The organism is Streptosporangium sp. NPDC004379 (assembly GCF_042873875.1).
In the GTDB taxonomy this organism is placed as follows: Bacteria; Actinomycetota; Actinomycetes; order Streptosporangiales; family Streptosporangiaceae; genus Streptosporangium.
On the sequence record NZ_JBIAMC010000005.1, the window covers coordinates 39,246 to 54,714 of the forward strand.

Consider the following 15,469-nt stretch of genomic DNA (forward strand, 5'->3'; position numbering starts at 1 on the left):
CCTACCTCGTATCGCCCGTCCCGGCGGGGCGGCGGAGCGGTGCCGGGCAGCAGCCGGGCGGGCACCCGGCGGGCTCCGGCTCGGCCAGCAGCTCGCCCACCATCGAGACGAACCGCGGGTGGGTGCCGGCGGTGGCGGCCCTGACCAGCGGCAGGCCGATCTCCCTCGCCGTCTCGGCCGCCTCCACATCGAGGTCGTAGACGACCTCCATGTGGTCGGAGACGAACCCGATCGGGACCAGCACCGCGGCCGGGGCGTCGAGCACCCGCAGGTGGTCGCAGACGTCGGGCTCCAGCCACGGGATGTGCGGGGCGCCGCTGCGGCTCTGCCACACCAGGTCCCACGGGCGGTCCCCGCCCAGCTCGGCGGTGACCAGGGCGGCCGCCTCGCGTAGCTGCGCCTCGTAGGCCCCGCCGTCCGGCCCCGCGGTCCTGGCCATCGACAGCGGGATGCTGTGGGCGGTGAAGACCAGCCGCGCGGAGTCGCGCAGCTCGGCGGGGAGCCGCTCCAGGGCCTCGCGGGTGTGGTCGGCCATCGCCGCGATGAACCCGGGGTGGTCGAAGTAGTGGCGCAGCTTGACGACCTCGGGCGCGCCCTCGACCGCGGCCCTGGCCAGCGCGATGTCGTCGAGGTACTGCCGGCAGGCCGAGTAGGAGCTGTAGGCCGCGGTGACGAAGGCGGCGGCCCTGCGGACGCCGTCGGCGGCCATCCGCCGGAGCGTGTCCTCAAGGTAGGGGTGCCAGTTGCGGTTGCCCCAGTAGACCGGGATGTCGAGCGTCGGCTCAACGGCGGCGATCAGGTCGCGGCACTGCTGGTTGATCGGGCTGGCCCCGCCGAAGCGCTGGTAGTGCGCCTCGACCTCCAGCAGCCGCTCGCGCGGGATCCCCCGGCCCCGCACGACGTTCTCCAGAAACGGCATCACGTCGTCCGGCTTCTCCGGGCCGCCGAACGACACGACGAGAAGTGCGTCGTAAGTCCCCATGGCACTCATCAAACCGCATGCCGGGAGGTCTTTCTGCATGGTCACACCAGGGGATTCGGAACCGGGCGTCCTCCCGGACGCCTGCGCCGCCCCCTTTCGGGCGTCTTCTTCGTCACATTCCGGCTGCTCTCCCCTTCCGGGGCGTCCGGCGGACCCCGTTTCCGGCCTCTTCCGGGACGTCCGGCGGGACGTCTCGCCGGACGAGGGGTATCCGGTCCGGGCGGAGACGGGAGTAGGTTCGGACCGTGACTCCTTTCAGCGACATGCGTGACTATGTCGGCACGCCCAGGCTGGTGTCCCTCCGCCTCTCTCCCGACGGATCCCGCCTCGCCGGCGTGGTCCAGGCCCTCGACCCCGACGGGAAGTCCTACGGGACGTCCCTGTGGGAGATCCCCCTCGACGGCCGTGCGCCGTACCGGCTGACCAGGTCCGCCAAGGGTGAGAGCGGGGCGGAGTTCACCGCGGGGGGCGACCTGCTCTTCGGCTCGCGCCGCCCCGACCCGGTCGTCAAGGACCCCGACGATGAGGCGCCCGCGCTGTGGCTGCTGCCCGCGGGCGGCGGCGAGGCCCGGCAGGTCGCCTCCCGGCCCGGCGGCGTGGCCGGGTTCGCCACCGGCGGGCCGGCGGTGGTCTTCACCGCCGACGTGCTGCCCGGCGACGAGGCCACCGAGGACGAGCGGCGCAAGAGCCGTAAGGACGCGGGGATCAGTGCGATCCTGCACGAGAGCGCCCCGGTGCGTTACTGGGACCACGACCTCGGCCCCGGGGAGACGCGGCTGTTCGCCGGCACGCTCGGCGACGACCGGCTGACCGAGGTCAGGGACCTCACCCCGCAGCCGGGCAAGGCCCTGGGCAACGCCTCCTACGACGTGACGCCGGACGGCTCGGCGGTGGTGACCACCTGGGAGGTGCCGCAGCCCGGCGGCGAGGTCCGCTCCCGGCTCGTGGTGATCGGCACGTCCGGCGACGACGCCCCGCGCGTCCTCGCCGAGGAGGACGACCACGACTTCGACGGCCCGGTCCGGGTCTCGCCCGACGGCCGGCTGGTCGCCTGCACCCGCGCCCGCCGCGCCGACGGCGCCACCATCCCCGAGATCACCCTGTGGATCATCGACCTCGCCACCGGCGAGGGGCACGCCGCCGGCGGCGACCTGTGGCCGTCCGACGTCGCCTGGGCGCCCGACTCCCGCTCGCTGTACGTCGCCGCGGACCACCGGGGCCGCCGCCCCGTGTTCCGTGTCCCGGCCGACTCCTCGGAGCCGGTCCGGCTCACCGCCGACGACGGCGCCTACCTGTCGCTCGGCGCCGCGCCCGACGGCTCGGTCTACGCGCTGCGCAGCGCCGTGGACTCGCCCGCCCGCCCGGTGCGGATCACCCCCGGCGGCGAGGTCGAGGAGCTGGCCTCGCCGGTGCCCGTTCCCGAGGTGCCCGGCACCCTGACCGAGGTCACCGCGACCGCCGACGACGGCGCGACGATCCGGGCCTGGCTCGTGCTGCCCCAGGGCGCCTCGGCGGAGAACCCGGCGCCGTTCCTGCTGTGGATCCACGGCGGTCCGCTGGGAAGCTGGAACGACTGGTCCTGGCGGTGGAACCCGTGGATCATGGCGGAGCGCGGCTACGCCGTACTGCTGCCCGATCCGTGCCTGTCCACCGGCTACGGCCCCGAGATGATCCGCCGGGGCTGGGCGAACTGGGGGCCGCGCACCCACGCCGACCTGATGGCGATCACCGACGCCGCGCTGGAGCTGCCCGAGGTCGACGAGACCAGGACGGCGGCCATGGGCGGCTCGTTCGGCGGCTACATGGCCAACTGGGTCGCCGGGCACACCGACCGGTTCGCGGCGATCGTCACCCACGCCTCGCTGTGGCACCTGGACCAGTTCGCCGGCACCACCGACGCGCCGATGTACTGGCAGCGCGAGTTCGGCGCCCTCGGCGGCGAGCTGTACGGCGCGCTCTCCCCGCACCTGTCGCTGGATCAGATCTCCACGCCGATGCTGGTCATCCACGGCGACAAGGACTACCGGGTGCCGATCGCCGAGGGCCTCCGGCTGTGGTGGGACCTGCAGCGCTCCCATGTCGAGTCGAAGTTCCTGTACTTCCCCGACGAGAACCACTGGATCCTCAAGCCCGGCAACGTGATCGCCTGGTACGAGACGGTCTTCGCCTTCCTGGCGCAGCACGTGCTGGGCCAGGAGTGGAAGCGGCCGGAGTCGCTGGCGTGAGGACGGACGACGGCCCCGCCGCGGAGGGTCGTCGTGGACGGACGGAGAGTGAACGAGAGGGGGGGCAGGCCATGGAGACCTTCGTGACCTTCGCCCAGCTGGCCGAGGAGATCGCCCGGGAGGCCGGGGAGATGCTCGTGGCCAAGCGGCCGGCCCGGCCGGAGGTGCTGGCCACCAAGTCCAGCCCGACCGACGTGGTGACCGCGCTGGACCGGGCTTCGGAGGAGCTGATCCGCACCAGGATCAGGACCGTCCGGCCCGACGACGCGATCCTCGGCGAGGAGGGCGGCTCGACCGGCGACGGCCGGGTCCGCTGGATCGTCGACCCCATCGACGGCACGGTCAACTTCCTGTACGGCCTGCCCGACTGGGCGGTCAGCATCGCCGTCGAGATCGACGGGGAGGTCGTCGCGGGCGCGGTCAACGTCGTGCCCCGGGGCGAGGTCTTCACCGCCGCCAGGGGCGAGGGCGCGTGGCTGGCGGGGGAGCGGCTGCACTGCAACACCGGCGTGCCGCTGAACCGGGCGCTGATCGCCACCGGGTTCGGCTACGACGCGGGGCGGCGCAGGGTCCAGGCCGAGGTGCTGGCCGGGGTGCTGCCCGCCGTACGCGACATCCGGCGGGGCGGGTCGGCCGCGGCGGACCTGTGCTCGGTGGCGGCCGGGCGGGTGGACGGCTACTACGAGCGCGGCCCGCAGACGTGGGACTACTCCGCCGGGGGTCTCGTCGCGGTCGAGGCCGGCGCCAGGATCGGGGGTCTGAACGGCCGGCCGCACGGCCCCGGGCTCACGGTCTGCGCGGCGCCGGGCCTGTTCGAGGAACTGTGCGACCTGCTGGCGCCGCTGGACCCCGAGCGCGACGCCTGAAGGCCCCGCGCGTCCGGCCCCGCGCGGTGACGGCGGGTGACGGCGCCCGAGGTCACGGGCGGTCCGGGCCCTCACTGGCCCGGACACGGGAGGAGCCCCCGGCCGGATGGCCGGGGGCTCCTCCCACATCGGTGCCGGATCAGCGCCGGACCGCGTCAGTGCCGGAGGTGGACCCCGTTGTCCGTCGCCAGACGGTGGAGATCCTCGATCTCGGCGGTGAAGGTGTCGGCGAGGTACTGGTCGCCCGTGGATTCGGCTTCGTGGAGGTTCTTGTACGCCTGGTCGAGGCGGTGTTCGATCGTGGAGGTGAACTCGCCCATCTCACCTTCTTTCTCGGCGGGGATGTAAGGACTGGGTCTGAGGGGACTGGCCTTCAGCCGTACCCACCTCTCACCTCGCGCTAAACCTCGTTGTGGGATACATCACGCACGGTGGTTATCGTGACTGGGGGCTTACCGCCGGCTTACGGGGGGAGTGCTCACAATGGGGGGCCGTTCCGGCGGCTGTTCGCAGATTTCACGGGGAGGTTCGGAAGCCGTGCGGGTGCTTGTGGTGGAGGACGAGCGGGTGCTCGCCGACGCGATCGCTACGGGGCTGAGGCGTGAGGCCATGGCCGTGGACGTGGCCTACGACGGCGCCGCGGCGCTGGAGCGGACCGGCTACATCGACTACGACGTCATCGTCCTGGACCGGGACCTGCCGAAGGTCCACGGGGACGAGGTCTGCCGCCGCCTGGTGGCCGAGCGGACCTCCTCGCGGATCCTGATGCTCACCGCCTCGGGCGACGTCGACGACAAGGTCGAGGGGCTGGGTTTGGGCGCCGACGACTACCTCGCCAAGCCGTTCGTGTTCATCGAGCTGGTCGCCCGGGTGCGGGCGCTGGGCCGCCGCTCGGCCCCGGCGCTGCCGCCGGTCCTGGAGCGCTCCGGTGTCCGCCTGGACCCGGGTAAGCGGCTGGTGACCAGGAACGGCGAGGAGATCTCGCTCACCAAGAAGGAGTTCGCGGTCCTGGAGGAGCTGATGCGCGCCGAGGGCGCCGTGGTCAGCCAGGAGGACCTGCTGGACAAGGCATGGGACGAGAACATCGACCCGTTCACCAACGTGGTGCGCGTCACCATGATGACCCTGAGGAAGAAGCTGGGTGAGCCTCAGGTCATCGAGACGGTGCCCGGGGTGGGATACCGGCTGTGAGCGCCCCGGCAGGCGGTGGGGCCGAACGCCCGGCGGGCGTCCCGGCGGACGACGCGCGCCTCTCCGCACCCACCCACCCGATGATCAGCCCCCACTCCGCGCGGGGGCCGCGGCGCGACGAGGAGACGCCGCAGGCCGGTCCGGAGCCGGGCGGGCGGACCTCGCCGCGGACCGACCCGGGGCGGACCGATCCACGGCGGACCGGCTCGGGGCCGACCGGTCCCGGGCAGGGCGGGCAGGCCCCGCCGCCGCAGGGCCCGCCGGTGTGGGACGGGCCGCCGCCGGGCGGCGCCGCACAGGCGCACGGCGGGCCGCTGGAGCGGATGCGGGCGATCTTCGACCGGATCAGCATCCGCTGGCGGCTCACCATCACCTACGGCCTGCTGTTCTTCCTGGCCGGGATGCTGCTGGTCTTCGTCATCTACATGATGGTCGGCTGGGCCATCAACGAGGCCTGGCCCGGCGTCAGCCTGCCCGACGCGCCGCTGGCCTACGAGCAGCGCTTCCAGCAGGACTGGCTGTGGTGGAAGCACGCCGCGATCGACGAGGCGCGCGACGCCCTGCTCAGCCGTACGCTCCTGGCCCTGGTGGGGGTGGGGATCCTGGCGATCGTCATCGGTTACGTCGTCGCCGACCGGGCGCTGCGCCCGATCCAGCAGATGACCTCGACGGCCCGCAGGCTGTCGAGCAGCACGCTGGCCCACGAGCGGATCGCGCTCAAGGGCCCCGACGACGAGCTCAAGGAGCTGGCCGACACTTTCGACGCGATGCTGACCAGACTCAATGTGGCGTTCGACACACAGCGCAGGTTCGTGGCCAACGCCTCCCACGAGTTGCGGACCCCGCTGACGATCAACCGGACCGTCCTGGAGATCGCGCTGGGCGACCCGGAGGCGTCGGAGGACCTCAAGGCGCTGGGCCGCACCCTGCTGGAGGTCAACGCGCGCAACGAGCGCCTGATCGAGGGCCTGTTGCTGCTGGCCCGCAGCGAGCGCGAACTCAGCGTGCGCAAGCCGGTGGACATGAGGGACGTGGCGCGGACCGCCGTCGAGCAGCTCGCCCCGGTGGCCGAGGCGGCCGGCGTGACGATCTCCACCGAACTCCGGAAGGCCGAAACGACAGGCGATCCGGTGCTGCTGGAACGGTGCGTCTCCAACCTCGTGGAGAACGCGATCAAACACAACCTCCCCGACGCCGGCCATTTGTGGGTCAGGGCGGGAATTGTGGAGGGCGTCCTGATTGTTCAGGTGGCCAACACGGGGCCGCACGTGCCCGCGTACGAGGTGAACAGCCTGTTCGAGCCGTTCCGGCGGCTCAACGCAGACCGGGTCGACTCCTCCAAGGGAGCCGGGCTCGGGTTGTCCATCGTGCGCGCGGTCGTGCGGGCTCACGGAGGCGACGTGACCGCCGTCCCCAGGGACGGGGGCGGTCTCGTGGTGACCGTGAGACTCCAGCCACGGTGATCCGGCGGGGGGCGTCTCGCTCACGCCGCACATGTGGTTGGATGTGCCGTCGAACACGGTGGCTCATACCGCCGATGCTGTGGTTTACGCCATATTCGGCTAACCATGGCCATTGGCAGTAGGTACCTCACGTGTGGGGAGGTTCAGTGACCATTCCGACGGGGTACCGAAGCAAAGTCTCTTCGTCGGATTGGGCACAACTCGTGCCTCTCAGACGTTACACGCGCGAACGGGCGCAAAGAGAGATGAGGGGGATGGAGCAAACCGATGGCCACTGATTACGACAGCCCACGCAAGACCGACGACGACCTCAACGAGGACAGTCTTCAGGAACTGCAGGCGCGCCGTACGGACAAGTCCTCGGGCAGTATCGACATCGACGAGACCGATCTCGCCGAGTCGCTCGAACTGCCGGGCGCGGACCTGTCCAACGAGGAGCTCTCGCTCCGGGTGATCCCTCGTCAGGCCGACGAGTTCACCTGCGCGCGCTGTTTCCTCGTGCACCACCGCAGCCAGCTCGCCACCGAGAGGAACGGCCAGCAGATCTGCCGGGAGTGCGCGGCCTGACGATCGTTCCGATGGCCTGTCCGAGGTGTGTTCTCCCGTGGAAGGGTAAGTGCGCGCCAGGACGGCCTTGAGGAGGTTCCGCGACATGACTTCGAAGAGGGGCAAGACCGGTGGCTCGCCGGAGGATCCCGCGCCCGCGGGGGAGGCCGGCGCACCGGAACGGGAAGTGGCGGAGATCGTCGGCAGGCTCACCGAGCCCGGTGACATCAAGGGCGCCGAGCGGCGACGGCTGCTCGGCCGCCTGTCCGCGGCGCTGGCCGCGGGAGCGAAGAACGCCAGGAAGTCGGGCGTCGGCCGGGGACGCTGGCTGGCCGACGTGTTCATGTCCGTGGCCCCCCGGATCCCCGTCCGGGACCTGGCCACCCTCTCCGAGCACCATCACGGCCTCACCGCCGAGGCGCTGGCCGACGACCTGGTCCGCACGGCGGGCAAGGCGACCATGACGGTCGGCGCGATCGGCGGAGCCCTCGCGGCGGCCGAGTTCGCCGCCCCGCCCCTGCTGCTCTCCGCCCCCGCCCAGCTCGTGGCCGAGACCCTCGTCGTGGCGGCCATCGAGGTCAAGCTGCTCGCCGAACTCCACGAGGTGTACGGCGTGCAGATCCCCGGCGGCGGCGCCCAGCGGGCCGTGGCGTTCGTGAACGCCTGGTCCAAGCAGCGCGGCGTCGACCCCGCGGCCCCCGGCTCGGTCACCGTCGCCCTCGGGACGGCGGCCAAGACGGCCCTGCGCAACCGGCTGATGCGCACGCTCGGCCGCAACCTGACCACCCTCGGCCCCTTCCTCACCGGCGCCGTGGCCGGTGGCACGCTCAACCGCGCCGCGACCCGCAAGCTCGCCGAGGTCGTGCGCGCCGACCTGAGAAGCCGCCACGAACTCCCTCCCGCTAAGTCATAAAAAGTCCCCAACTGGGTAGTTGATAGAACAAACCAACTCCCTGGAGGATTTCGTGCCGGGCCGCAGCTCGTTTCTGATCGTCGCAAACCGCCTTCCCGTCGATCGGGTGGGGGAGGGGACGTGGCGGCGCAGCCCCGGCGGACTGGTCACCGCGATCGCTCCGGTCCTCCAGCGGAGGGAGGGCGCCTGGATCGGCTGGCCCGGATCCCCCGACGAGCACCTCGACCCCTTCGACCACGACGGCATGCACCTCATCCCCGTGCCGCTGTCGGCGTCGGAGGTCGAGCTCTACTACGAGGGCTTCTCCAACTCCACACTGTGGCCGCTCTACCACGACGTGGTCGCCCCCCCGGTCTACTCGCGCGTGCTGTGGGACGCCTACCGCACGGTCAACGAGCGCTTCGCCCGCGCCGCCGCCGAGGAGGCGGCCGAGAACGCGGTCGTGTGGATCCAGGACTACCAGCTCCAGCTGGTCCCGGCCATGCTGCGCGAACTCCGCCCCGACCTGCGCATCGGCTTCTTCCTGCACATCCCCTTCCCGCCGGGCGAGCTGTTCTACCAGCTCCCCTGGCGGCGGGAGCTCCTGGAGGGCCTCCTCGGCGCCGACCTGGTCGGCTTCCAGCGCCCCGGCGGCGCGTCCAACTTCACCCGCCTCTGCCGCCGCCTGCTGGGCCTGCAGCACCAGAAGAACGAGATCCACCTGGAGGGCGGCCGGGTGGTCCGCGCCGCGGCCTTCCCCATCTCGGTCGACTTCGGCGAGTTCGACTCCCTGGTCCGCCAGCCCCACATCGTGGAGCGCGCCAAAGAGATCCGTTCCGAGCTGGGCGACCCGGAGTGCGTGCTGCTCGGCGTCGACCGGCTCGACTACACCAAGGGCATCGGCCAGCGGCTCAAGGCGTTCGGCGAGCTGCTCCACGAGGGCTCCATCAAGCCGGGGGAGGCGGCGTTCGTGCAGATCGCCACCCCGAGCCGGGAGCGGGTCGAGGAGTACATGCGGCTGCGCGACTCCATCGAGCTGCAGGTCGGCCGGATCAACGGCGAGCAGGGGGAACTGGGCCTGCAGCCGGTGCAGTACATGCACCAGTCCTACGGCCGCGACGAACTGGCCGCGCTCTACCTCGCCGCCGACGTCATGGTGGTGACGCCGCTGCGCGACGGGATGAACCTGGTCGCCAAGGAGTACATCTCCTGCCGCCACGACCTGCGCGGCGCGCTGGTGCTCAGCGAGTTCGCCGGCGCGGCCGACGAGCTGCGACAGGCGTTCCTGGTCAACCCCTACGACATCGACGGCCTCAAGCGGGCCATGCTCGCCGCGATGCGGGCCACGCCGCACGACCTGTCGCGGCGGATGCGCTCGCTGCGCCGCCGGGTCTCGACCTACGACGTGGACCGCTGGGCGAAGGACTTCCTCGCCGACCTGGAGTCCTGACCGCGCCGCCCGCGCGGCCGTCCGCCGTACGGCCGGCCCGGCGCCCCGGCGCGCCGTCCGTGACCACCTGTGACCGCCGTACGGCCGGCACGCCGTGCGCGCCGCCCGTGATCGCCCGCGCCCGCCTGTGCCCGCCGTACGCACTCCCCGAGGGAGGCCCGTACGGCGGGCGCGCGGAGGCGGGTCAGGAGACGGCGTCGCGCGCGGTGGACTTCACGGCCTTCCAGGCGTCGTAGCGCTTCCTGGCGGTACGGCCGGCGAGGATCTGCGCGACCTGCATGCCCACGCCCATCACGATGGCGTAGCCGATCGCCTCGCCGAGTCCGACGTCGAGCGACTCGGTGTCCACGGGGGGCTTCCTGCCGGTCGTCTTCTCCCAGGCGAACCCGATGGCCTTGCGCGCGGCGAAGGCCGTCGCCAGGCCCACCAGGCCGCCGATGGCCCGCCACGCCATGTCCTGCTGCTGCTTATCGCTTTTGCCCGGCATGTGCTCCCTGCCTTTGTATCGCTTTGCAGAAGAACACTAACCCTCCCCGTCGCGGGAACGCGCGAAGCCATACCATGGGGAGGCATGACACACCAGCGATCACGCCATGCGGCCATGCCCGGGAAGCCGACTCTCGACGGGCTGGAATCCGTATGGGCCGCCCGCTGGGAGGCCGAGGGGACATACCGCTTCGACAGGTCGCGCAGCCGGGACGAGATCTACTCGATCGACACCCCGCCCCCGACCGTCTCCGGATCCCTGCACGTCGGCCACGTCTTCTCCTACACCCACACCGACGCGATCGCCCGCTTCCGGCGCATGCGCGGCCGCGAGGTCTTCTACCCCATGGGCTGGGACGACAACGGCCTGCCCACCGAGCGCCGGGTGCAGAACCACTTCGGCGTGCGCTGCGACCCCTCCGTCCCCTACGACCCCGCCTTCCGCCCGCCGGCCGACCCCGACCCCAGGCGGCAGGTGCCGATCTCGCGCCGCAACTTCATCGAGCTGTGCGAGCGGCTCACCATCGAGGACGAGAAGGCGTTCGAGGAGCTGTGGCGGCGCCTGGGCCTGTCGGTCGACTGGTCGCTGACCTACGCCACCATCGACGGCGGCGCGCGGGCCTCCTCCCAGCGCGGCTTCCTGCGCAACCTCGCCCGCGGCGAGGCATACCTCGCCGAGGCGCCCACGCTGTGGGACGTCACCTTCCGCACGGCCGTCGCCCAGGCCGAGCTGGAGGACCGCGAGCACCCCGGCGCCTTCCACCGGATCGCCTTCACCGCCGCCGGGGGTCCGGCCGCCGGGCAGCGCGTCTGGATCGAGACGACCCGGCCCGAGCTGCTGCCCGCCTGCGTGGCGCTGGTCGCCCACCCCGACGACGAGCGCTACCGCCCGCTGTTCGGCACCACCGTCGCCACGCCGCTGTTCGGGGTCGAGGTGCCGGTGCTGCCGCACCACCTGGCCGAGCCCGGCAAGGGCTCCGGCATCGCGATGGTCTGCACCTTCGGCGACGTCACCGACATCGTCTGGTGGCGAGAGCTGAACCTCCCCACCCGCCCGGTCATCGGCCGCGACGGCAGGCTGCTGCCCGACCCGCCCGCCGGCGTCCCGGCCGGGCCGTACGGCGAGCTGGCCGGCCTGACCGTCCACGGCGCCCGGGAACGGGTCGTGGAGGCGCTGCGGGTCTCGGGCGAGATGGACGGCGAGCCCCGGCCGGTCAAGCGCCCGGTGAAGTTCTACGAGAAGGGCGACCGCCCCCTGGAGATCGTCACCACCCGCCAGTGGTACATCCGCAACGGCGGGCGCGACGCCGGGCTGCGCGAGGCGCTGCTGGAACGCGGGCGGGAGCTGTCCTGGCACCCGGAGCGGATGAGGGTCCGCTACGAGTCCTGGGTGGAGGGCCTGGCGGGCGACTGGCTGATCTCCCGGCAGCGGTTCTTCGGCGTGCCGATCCCGGTGTGGTACCCCCTCGACGCCGCGGGCGAGCCCGACCGCTCCCGGCCGATCCTGCCGGACGAGTCCGCGCTGCCCGTCGACCCCGAGAGCGACGTCCCGCCCGGCTACACCGAGGACCAGCGCGGCAAGGCGGGAGGCTTCATCGCCGACCCGGACGTCATGGACACCTGGGCCACCTCCTCGCTGAGCCCGCAGATCGCGGGCGGCTGGGGGATCGACGACGAGCTGTTCCGTAAGGTCTTCCCGATGGACCTGCGCCCGCAGGCCCACGAGATCATCCGGACCTGGCTGTTCTCCACCGTGGTCCGCGCGCACCTGGAGCACGGCACCCTGCCCTGGCGCAACGCCGCCATCTCCGGCTGGATCCTCGACCCCGACCGCAAGAAGATGTCCAAGTCGGTGGGCAACGTCGTCACCCCCCTGGGCCTGCTGGAGCAGTACGGCTCCGACGCGGTCCGCTACTGGGCGGCGAGCGGCCGGCCGGGCACCGACACCGCGTTCGACGTCGGGCAGATCAAGGTCGGCCGCCGCCTGGCGATCAAGATCCTGAACGCCTCGAAGTTCATCCTCGGCCTGGGCGAGGCCGGAAACGGACCGGACGGCGGACCGGCGGGCTCCGGGACCGCCGGGACCGCCGAGATCACCGAGCCGGTGGACCTGTCGATGCTCGCCCGGCTGTCCCAGGTGACCGGCGAGGCCACCGAGGCGTTCGAGTCCTACGACTACACCCGCGCGCTGGAGCGGACCGAGCGGTTCTTCTGGGAGTTCTGCGACGACTACCTGGAGCTGGTCAAGAACCGCGCCTACGGCGAGGGCGGCCCCGCCCGCTCGGCCCGCGCGGCGCTGCGCGAGGCCCTCGACGTCCTGCTGCGGCTGTTCGCGCCCTTCCTGCCGTTCGTCACCGAGGAGGTCTGGTCCTGGTGGCGCGAGGGCTCGGTGCACCGGGCGCCCTGGCCCGAGGTCCGCGAGACGGGCGGCCGGCCCGACCTGCTGCCGGCGGTGGCGGCGGTCCTCGGCCACGTCCGCAAGGCCAAGTCCGACGCCCGGCTCTCGATGCGCGCCGAGGTCTCCCGGCTGAGCGTCACCGGCGCCCAGGCGGACCTGGTGCGGCAGGCGCAGGACGACCTGTGCGGCGCGGGCGTCGTCGAGGAGTTCGTGCTGGAGCCCGCCGAGGGCGAGCTGACGGTGGAGGTCGCCCTCACCTGAGCCCACGGGAATCTGTCCTCCGCGTCGGGCGGTCCTGCCGTACGGTCGAGGCACGGACCGGTCCAGGGCAGGCGAGGGGAGGACGGCGCATGACGCCAGGGTGCGGCAGCTGCAACTGCTACCTCGAGGACAGAGTGATCTCCCGGCCGCCGGGAGAGCGCTGATCCGGTGCCCGCTGAGGGGAGGCCCGGCGTCCCGCCGGGCCTCCCCTTTGCCGTTCCTTGGCCGGTCTCTTCCGAGTCCGGGTGTTGACCATGCGCGCCGCAGGCCGTGACGTGACAGTCTGGAACGCGTGATCTCCGACCGGGAACGTCTGAAGCATCTGGTGCCGCTCACGCTGCTCCGCATCGCGGCCTGGAGCCTGTGCCTGATCATCATCGGCTGGGCCGTCTTCTACTTCGCGCAGTTCATCGCGACGCTGCGCATCGTGGTGCTGCCGGTGGCGATCGCGCTGCTGCTGACGGCGCTGCTGTTCCCGGTGACCCGCCGGTTCCGGGCGGCGGGGATGCGGCCGATCTACGCCACGTGGCTGACCATGCTGATCGCGTTCGCGGTGCTGGGCGGCATCGGCTGGTTCATCGGACTGCGGGCCAACGACGAGTTCCCCCGGATGGTCGACCAGGTCAAGTCCACGATCAAGGATGTGGAGAACTGGCTGTACAGCGGGCCGCTGCACCTGCAGCGCAGCCAGATCAGCTCCTGGATCGACAACCTCACCGAGCAGCTCAGCGCGAGCCGCAACCAGATCACCCAGACGGTCCTCACCGGCGCCACGGTCGCGGCGGAGGTGCTGGCCTCCCTGGTGCTGGTGATGTTCATCGCCTTCTTCCTGCTCAAGGACGGCGACCGGATCTGGTCGTGGTTCCTGAGGGCGTTCGGCTCGGCCGCGCCCCGCGTCGACCGGGCCGGCCGCACCGCCTGGACGACGCTGTCGCACTACGTGCAGGGCACCGTCGCGGTGGCCGCCGTGCACGGCGTGGTCATGGGCATCGTGCTCGCCGGGATGGGCGTGCCGCTCTGGGCGCCGCTCGCCGTACTGATCTTCCTGGCCAGCTTCATCCCCATCGTCGGCATCCTCTTCGCCGGCGCGGTCGCGACCGTGGTGACCCTCGGCGCCCAGGGGCCGGTCTACGCCCTGATCTTCCTGGGGATCCTGGTGGTCGAGCAGCAGCTGGAGAACCATGTGCTCCAGCCGCTGATCGTCGGCCGGGCGCTCGACTTCCACCCGCTGGCGATCATCCTGGTGCTGGCCGTGGGCGGCGTCCTGGCGGGCATCGCCGGGGCCGCGGTGGCGGTGCCGATCGCCGCGGTGATCTACCGGGCGCTGCCCGCGCTGGCCGGCGACCAGCGGGCCCTGCCGCCCGCCCCGCCGCACGAACCGCCTGGCGGGTCCGGGGACGCCGGGGGGCCGCAGGGCCCGCCGTCCGCGGCCGAGCAGGCCGGAGACGCCCCGCCCGCCTCGACCTCGACCGTCTCGGCCGGGGACGTCTCGGCCGGAGACGCGCCGTCCGCAGACGTCTCGGCCGGAGACGCGCCGTCCGCGGACGTGCCGGCCGGAGACGCGCCGGGAGGGTCGTCCGGCGCCGCCGGGGAGGCCGGGCCGCCGGAAAGGACCGTTCCCTCCGAAGCCGGAGGGAACGCCGATCCGGCGGGGGAGGATCCGGTGAATGAGGAGTCGCCGCAGCCCAGGCGGTAACGTTCTGCCTCGTGACCCGTTCAGCCCTGACGACCCCTCCGCCCGGCGCGGCCGGCCCCCGGCCGGCCTCCGGCGCGCCCGGCCCCGGTGAGCCGCTCGGCTCCCACTACAGCCGCTGCTTCGGCTGCGGCGACCGGCACCCCACAGGCCTGCACCTGAAGGCCGTCACGCCCGACGGGGAGACGGTGGTCGCCGAGTTCACCGTCGCCGAGGCCCACCAGGGCGCCCCGGGCCTCGCGCACGGCGGCGTGCTCGCCACGGCGATGGACGAGGTCATCGGCATGTCCATCTGGCTGTTCCGCCGCCCCTACGTCACCGCCCGGCTGGAGACCGACTACCTCGCGCCGGTCCCGGTCGGCACCACCCTGCATCTCCGGGCCTGGTGCACCGGGGTGTCGGGCCGGAAGGCGTACCTTGAAGCCGAGGGGCGGATCGGTTCCGCCGACGGACCGGTCGCCGTACGGGCCGCCGCCCTCTTCGTCGAGGTGGGCATGGAGCACTTCGCCGAGCACGGCGACGCCCAGGCACTCCTGGACGAGCATCACGACTACGAGGTGAACCCGTGAGCGAGAAGGTCGAGGTGCTGATCAGCCGGATCGACGCCGGGCTGCCGCTGCCGGACTACGCCCACCCGGGCGACGCCGGCGCCGACCTGCGCGCGGCCGAGGACGTCGAGCTGCCGCCGGGCGGGCGGGCCACCGTGGGCACCGGCGTGGCGATCGCGCTGCCCGACGGCTACGCCGCCTTCGTCCACCCGCGCTCCGGCCTGGCGGCCGAGCACGGCGTGACGATCGTGAACGCGCCCGGCACCGTCGACGCGGGTTACCGTGGCGAGATCAGGGTGACGCTGCTCAACACCGACGCCGGGCGGGCCGTACGGCTGCACAGGGGAGACCGCATCGCGCAACTGGTGGTCCAACGGGTCGCCAGGGCGGTGTTCCACGAGGTGGACCGGCTGCCCGGGTCGGCGCGCGGCGCCGGAGGCTTCGGCTCCACCGGCCGCTGAGAGCCGG

14 protein-coding genes are annotated in these 15,469 nt (G+C 72.4%); 11 read left to right on the forward strand and 3 right to left on the reverse strand.

Going from position 1 to position 15,469, the window contains the following annotated elements; translation table 11 throughout:
* Window position 1: 1 nt before the first annotated feature.
* Window positions 2-982: a ferrochelatase gene (locus tag ACFYSC_RS12485; RefSeq protein ID WP_389960394.1), complete on the reverse strand. Its 981-nt coding sequence runs from the start codon at window positions 980-982 to the stop codon at window positions 2-4.
* Between the two features lie 263 nt (window positions 983-1,245).
* On the opposite strand from ACFYSC_RS12485, the gene ACFYSC_RS12490 reads away from it, so the two are divergent.
* Window positions 1,246-3,207 carry a prolyl oligopeptidase family serine peptidase gene (locus ACFYSC_RS12490; protein WP_389961119.1) on the forward strand — a complete coding sequence of 654 codons (1,962 nt, stop codon included), beginning with the start codon at window positions 1,246-1,248 and terminating at the stop codon, window positions 3,205-3,207.
* Between the two features lie 71 nt (window positions 3,208-3,278).
* Window positions 3,279-4,073, forward strand: a complete 795-nt coding sequence (locus tag ACFYSC_RS12495; RefSeq protein ID WP_389960396.1) for an inositol monophosphatase family protein — start codon at window positions 3,279-3,281, stop codon at window positions 4,071-4,073.
* 155 nt (window positions 4,074-4,228) lie between these two features.
* On the opposite strand, the gene ACFYSC_RS12500 is transcribed toward ACFYSC_RS12495, so the two are convergent.
* Window positions 4,229-4,393 (reverse strand): hypothetical protein, encoded by a 165-nt coding sequence (locus ACFYSC_RS12500; RefSeq protein WP_389960398.1) that lies wholly within the window; start codon window positions 4,391-4,393, stop codon window positions 4,229-4,231.
* 217 nt (window positions 4,394-4,610) lie between these two features.
* On the opposite strand from ACFYSC_RS12500, the gene ACFYSC_RS12505 reads away from it, so the two are divergent.
* From ACFYSC_RS12505 to ACFYSC_RS12525, 5 genes are all read left to right on the forward strand, one after another.
* The gene (locus ACFYSC_RS12505) at window positions 4,611-5,264 is read left to right on the forward strand and encodes a response regulator transcription factor (protein WP_179826978.1); all 654 of its coding nucleotides are present in this window, start codon (window positions 4,611-4,613) and stop codon (window positions 5,262-5,264) included.
* Window positions 5,261-6,727: a sensor histidine kinase gene (locus tag ACFYSC_RS12510; RefSeq protein ID WP_389960401.1), complete on the forward strand. Its 1,467-nt coding sequence runs from the start codon at window positions 5,261-5,263 to the stop codon at window positions 6,725-6,727. Before ACFYSC_RS12505 ends, ACFYSC_RS12510 begins: the two co-directional genes overlap by 4 nt.
* A gap of 267 nt (window positions 6,728-6,994) precedes the next feature.
* Window positions 6,995-7,294, forward strand: coding sequence for a DUF4193 domain-containing protein (locus ACFYSC_RS12515; protein WP_362939618.1), 300 nt, complete (start codon window positions 6,995-6,997; stop codon window positions 7,292-7,294).
* 85 nt (window positions 7,295-7,379) lie between these two features.
* Window positions 7,380-8,186, forward strand: coding sequence for a hypothetical protein (locus tag ACFYSC_RS12520; RefSeq protein ID WP_389960403.1), 807 nt, complete (start codon window positions 7,380-7,382; stop codon window positions 8,184-8,186).
* Window positions 8,187-8,238: 52 nt separating this feature from the next.
* Complete coding sequence (locus tag ACFYSC_RS12525; RefSeq protein WP_389961121.1) at window positions 8,239-9,615, forward strand: trehalose-6-phosphate synthase; 1,377 nt, start codon at window positions 8,239-8,241, stop codon at window positions 9,613-9,615.
* 184 nt (window positions 9,616-9,799) lie between these two features.
* Here ACFYSC_RS12525 and ACFYSC_RS12530 read toward each other — a convergent pair whose 3' ends face one another.
* Window positions 9,800-10,102, reverse strand: coding sequence for a DUF4235 domain-containing protein (locus ACFYSC_RS12530; protein ID WP_362939623.1), 303 nt, complete (start codon window positions 10,100-10,102; stop codon window positions 9,800-9,802).
* 84 nt (window positions 10,103-10,186) lie between these two features.
* On the opposite strand from ACFYSC_RS12530, the gene valS reads away from it, so the two are divergent.
* The 4 genes from valS (at window position 10,187) to dut (ending at window position 15,462) form a co-directional block, all read left to right on the forward strand.
* Window positions 10,187-12,760 carry a valine--tRNA ligase gene (valS, locus tag ACFYSC_RS12535; RefSeq protein WP_389960405.1) on the forward strand — a complete coding sequence of 858 codons (2,574 nt, stop codon included), beginning with the start codon at window positions 10,187-10,189 and terminating at the stop codon, window positions 12,758-12,760.
* Between the two features lie 292 nt (window positions 12,761-13,052).
* Window positions 13,053-14,456 carry an AI-2E family transporter gene (locus ACFYSC_RS12540; protein ID WP_389960407.1) on the forward strand — a complete coding sequence of 468 codons (1,404 nt, stop codon included), beginning with the start codon at window positions 13,053-13,055 and terminating at the stop codon, window positions 14,454-14,456.
* Window positions 14,457-14,467: 11 nt separating this feature from the next.
* A complete protein-coding gene (locus ACFYSC_RS12545; protein WP_362939632.1) occupies window positions 14,468-15,022 on the forward strand; it encodes a PaaI family thioesterase in 555 nt (184 codons plus the stop codon).
* Window positions 15,019-15,462, forward strand: a complete 444-nt coding sequence (gene dut, locus ACFYSC_RS12550; protein ID WP_389960409.1) for a dUTP diphosphatase — start codon at window positions 15,019-15,021, stop codon at window positions 15,460-15,462. Before ACFYSC_RS12545 ends, dut begins: the two co-directional genes overlap by 4 nt.
* Window positions 15,463-15,469 lie beyond the last annotated feature (7 nt).

Excerpts from the sequence above, each read along its gene's own strand:
- valS (WP_389960405.1), top strand. The coding sequence starts at position 10,187 with ATGACACACCAGCGATCACGCCATGCGGCCATGCCCGGGAAGCCGACT.
- ACFYSC_RS12500 (WP_389960398.1), bottom strand. The coding sequence starts at position 4,393 with ATGGGCGAGTTCACCTCCACGATCGAACACCGCCTCGACCAGGCGTAC.
- ACFYSC_RS12520 (WP_389960403.1), top strand. The coding sequence starts at position 7,380 with ATGACTTCGAAGAGGGGCAAGACCGGTGGCTCGCCGGAGGATCCCGCG.
- ACFYSC_RS12495 (WP_389960396.1), top strand. The coding sequence starts at position 3,279 with ATGGAGACCTTCGTGACCTTCGCCCAGCTGGCCGAGGAGATCGCCCGG.
- ACFYSC_RS12515 (WP_362939618.1), top strand. The coding sequence starts at position 6,995 with ATGGCCACTGATTACGACAGCCCACGCAAGACCGACGACGACCTCAAC.
- ACFYSC_RS12530 (WP_362939623.1), bottom strand. The coding sequence starts at position 10,102 with ATGCCGGGCAAAAGCGATAAGCAGCAGCAGGACATGGCGTGGCGGGCC.
- ACFYSC_RS12485 (WP_389960394.1), bottom strand. The coding sequence starts at position 982 with ATGGGGACTTACGACGCACTTCTCGTCGTGTCGTTCGGCGGCCCGGAG.
- ACFYSC_RS12490 (WP_389961119.1), top strand. The coding sequence starts at position 1,246 with ATGCGTGACTATGTCGGCACGCCCAGGCTGGTGTCCCTCCGCCTCTCT.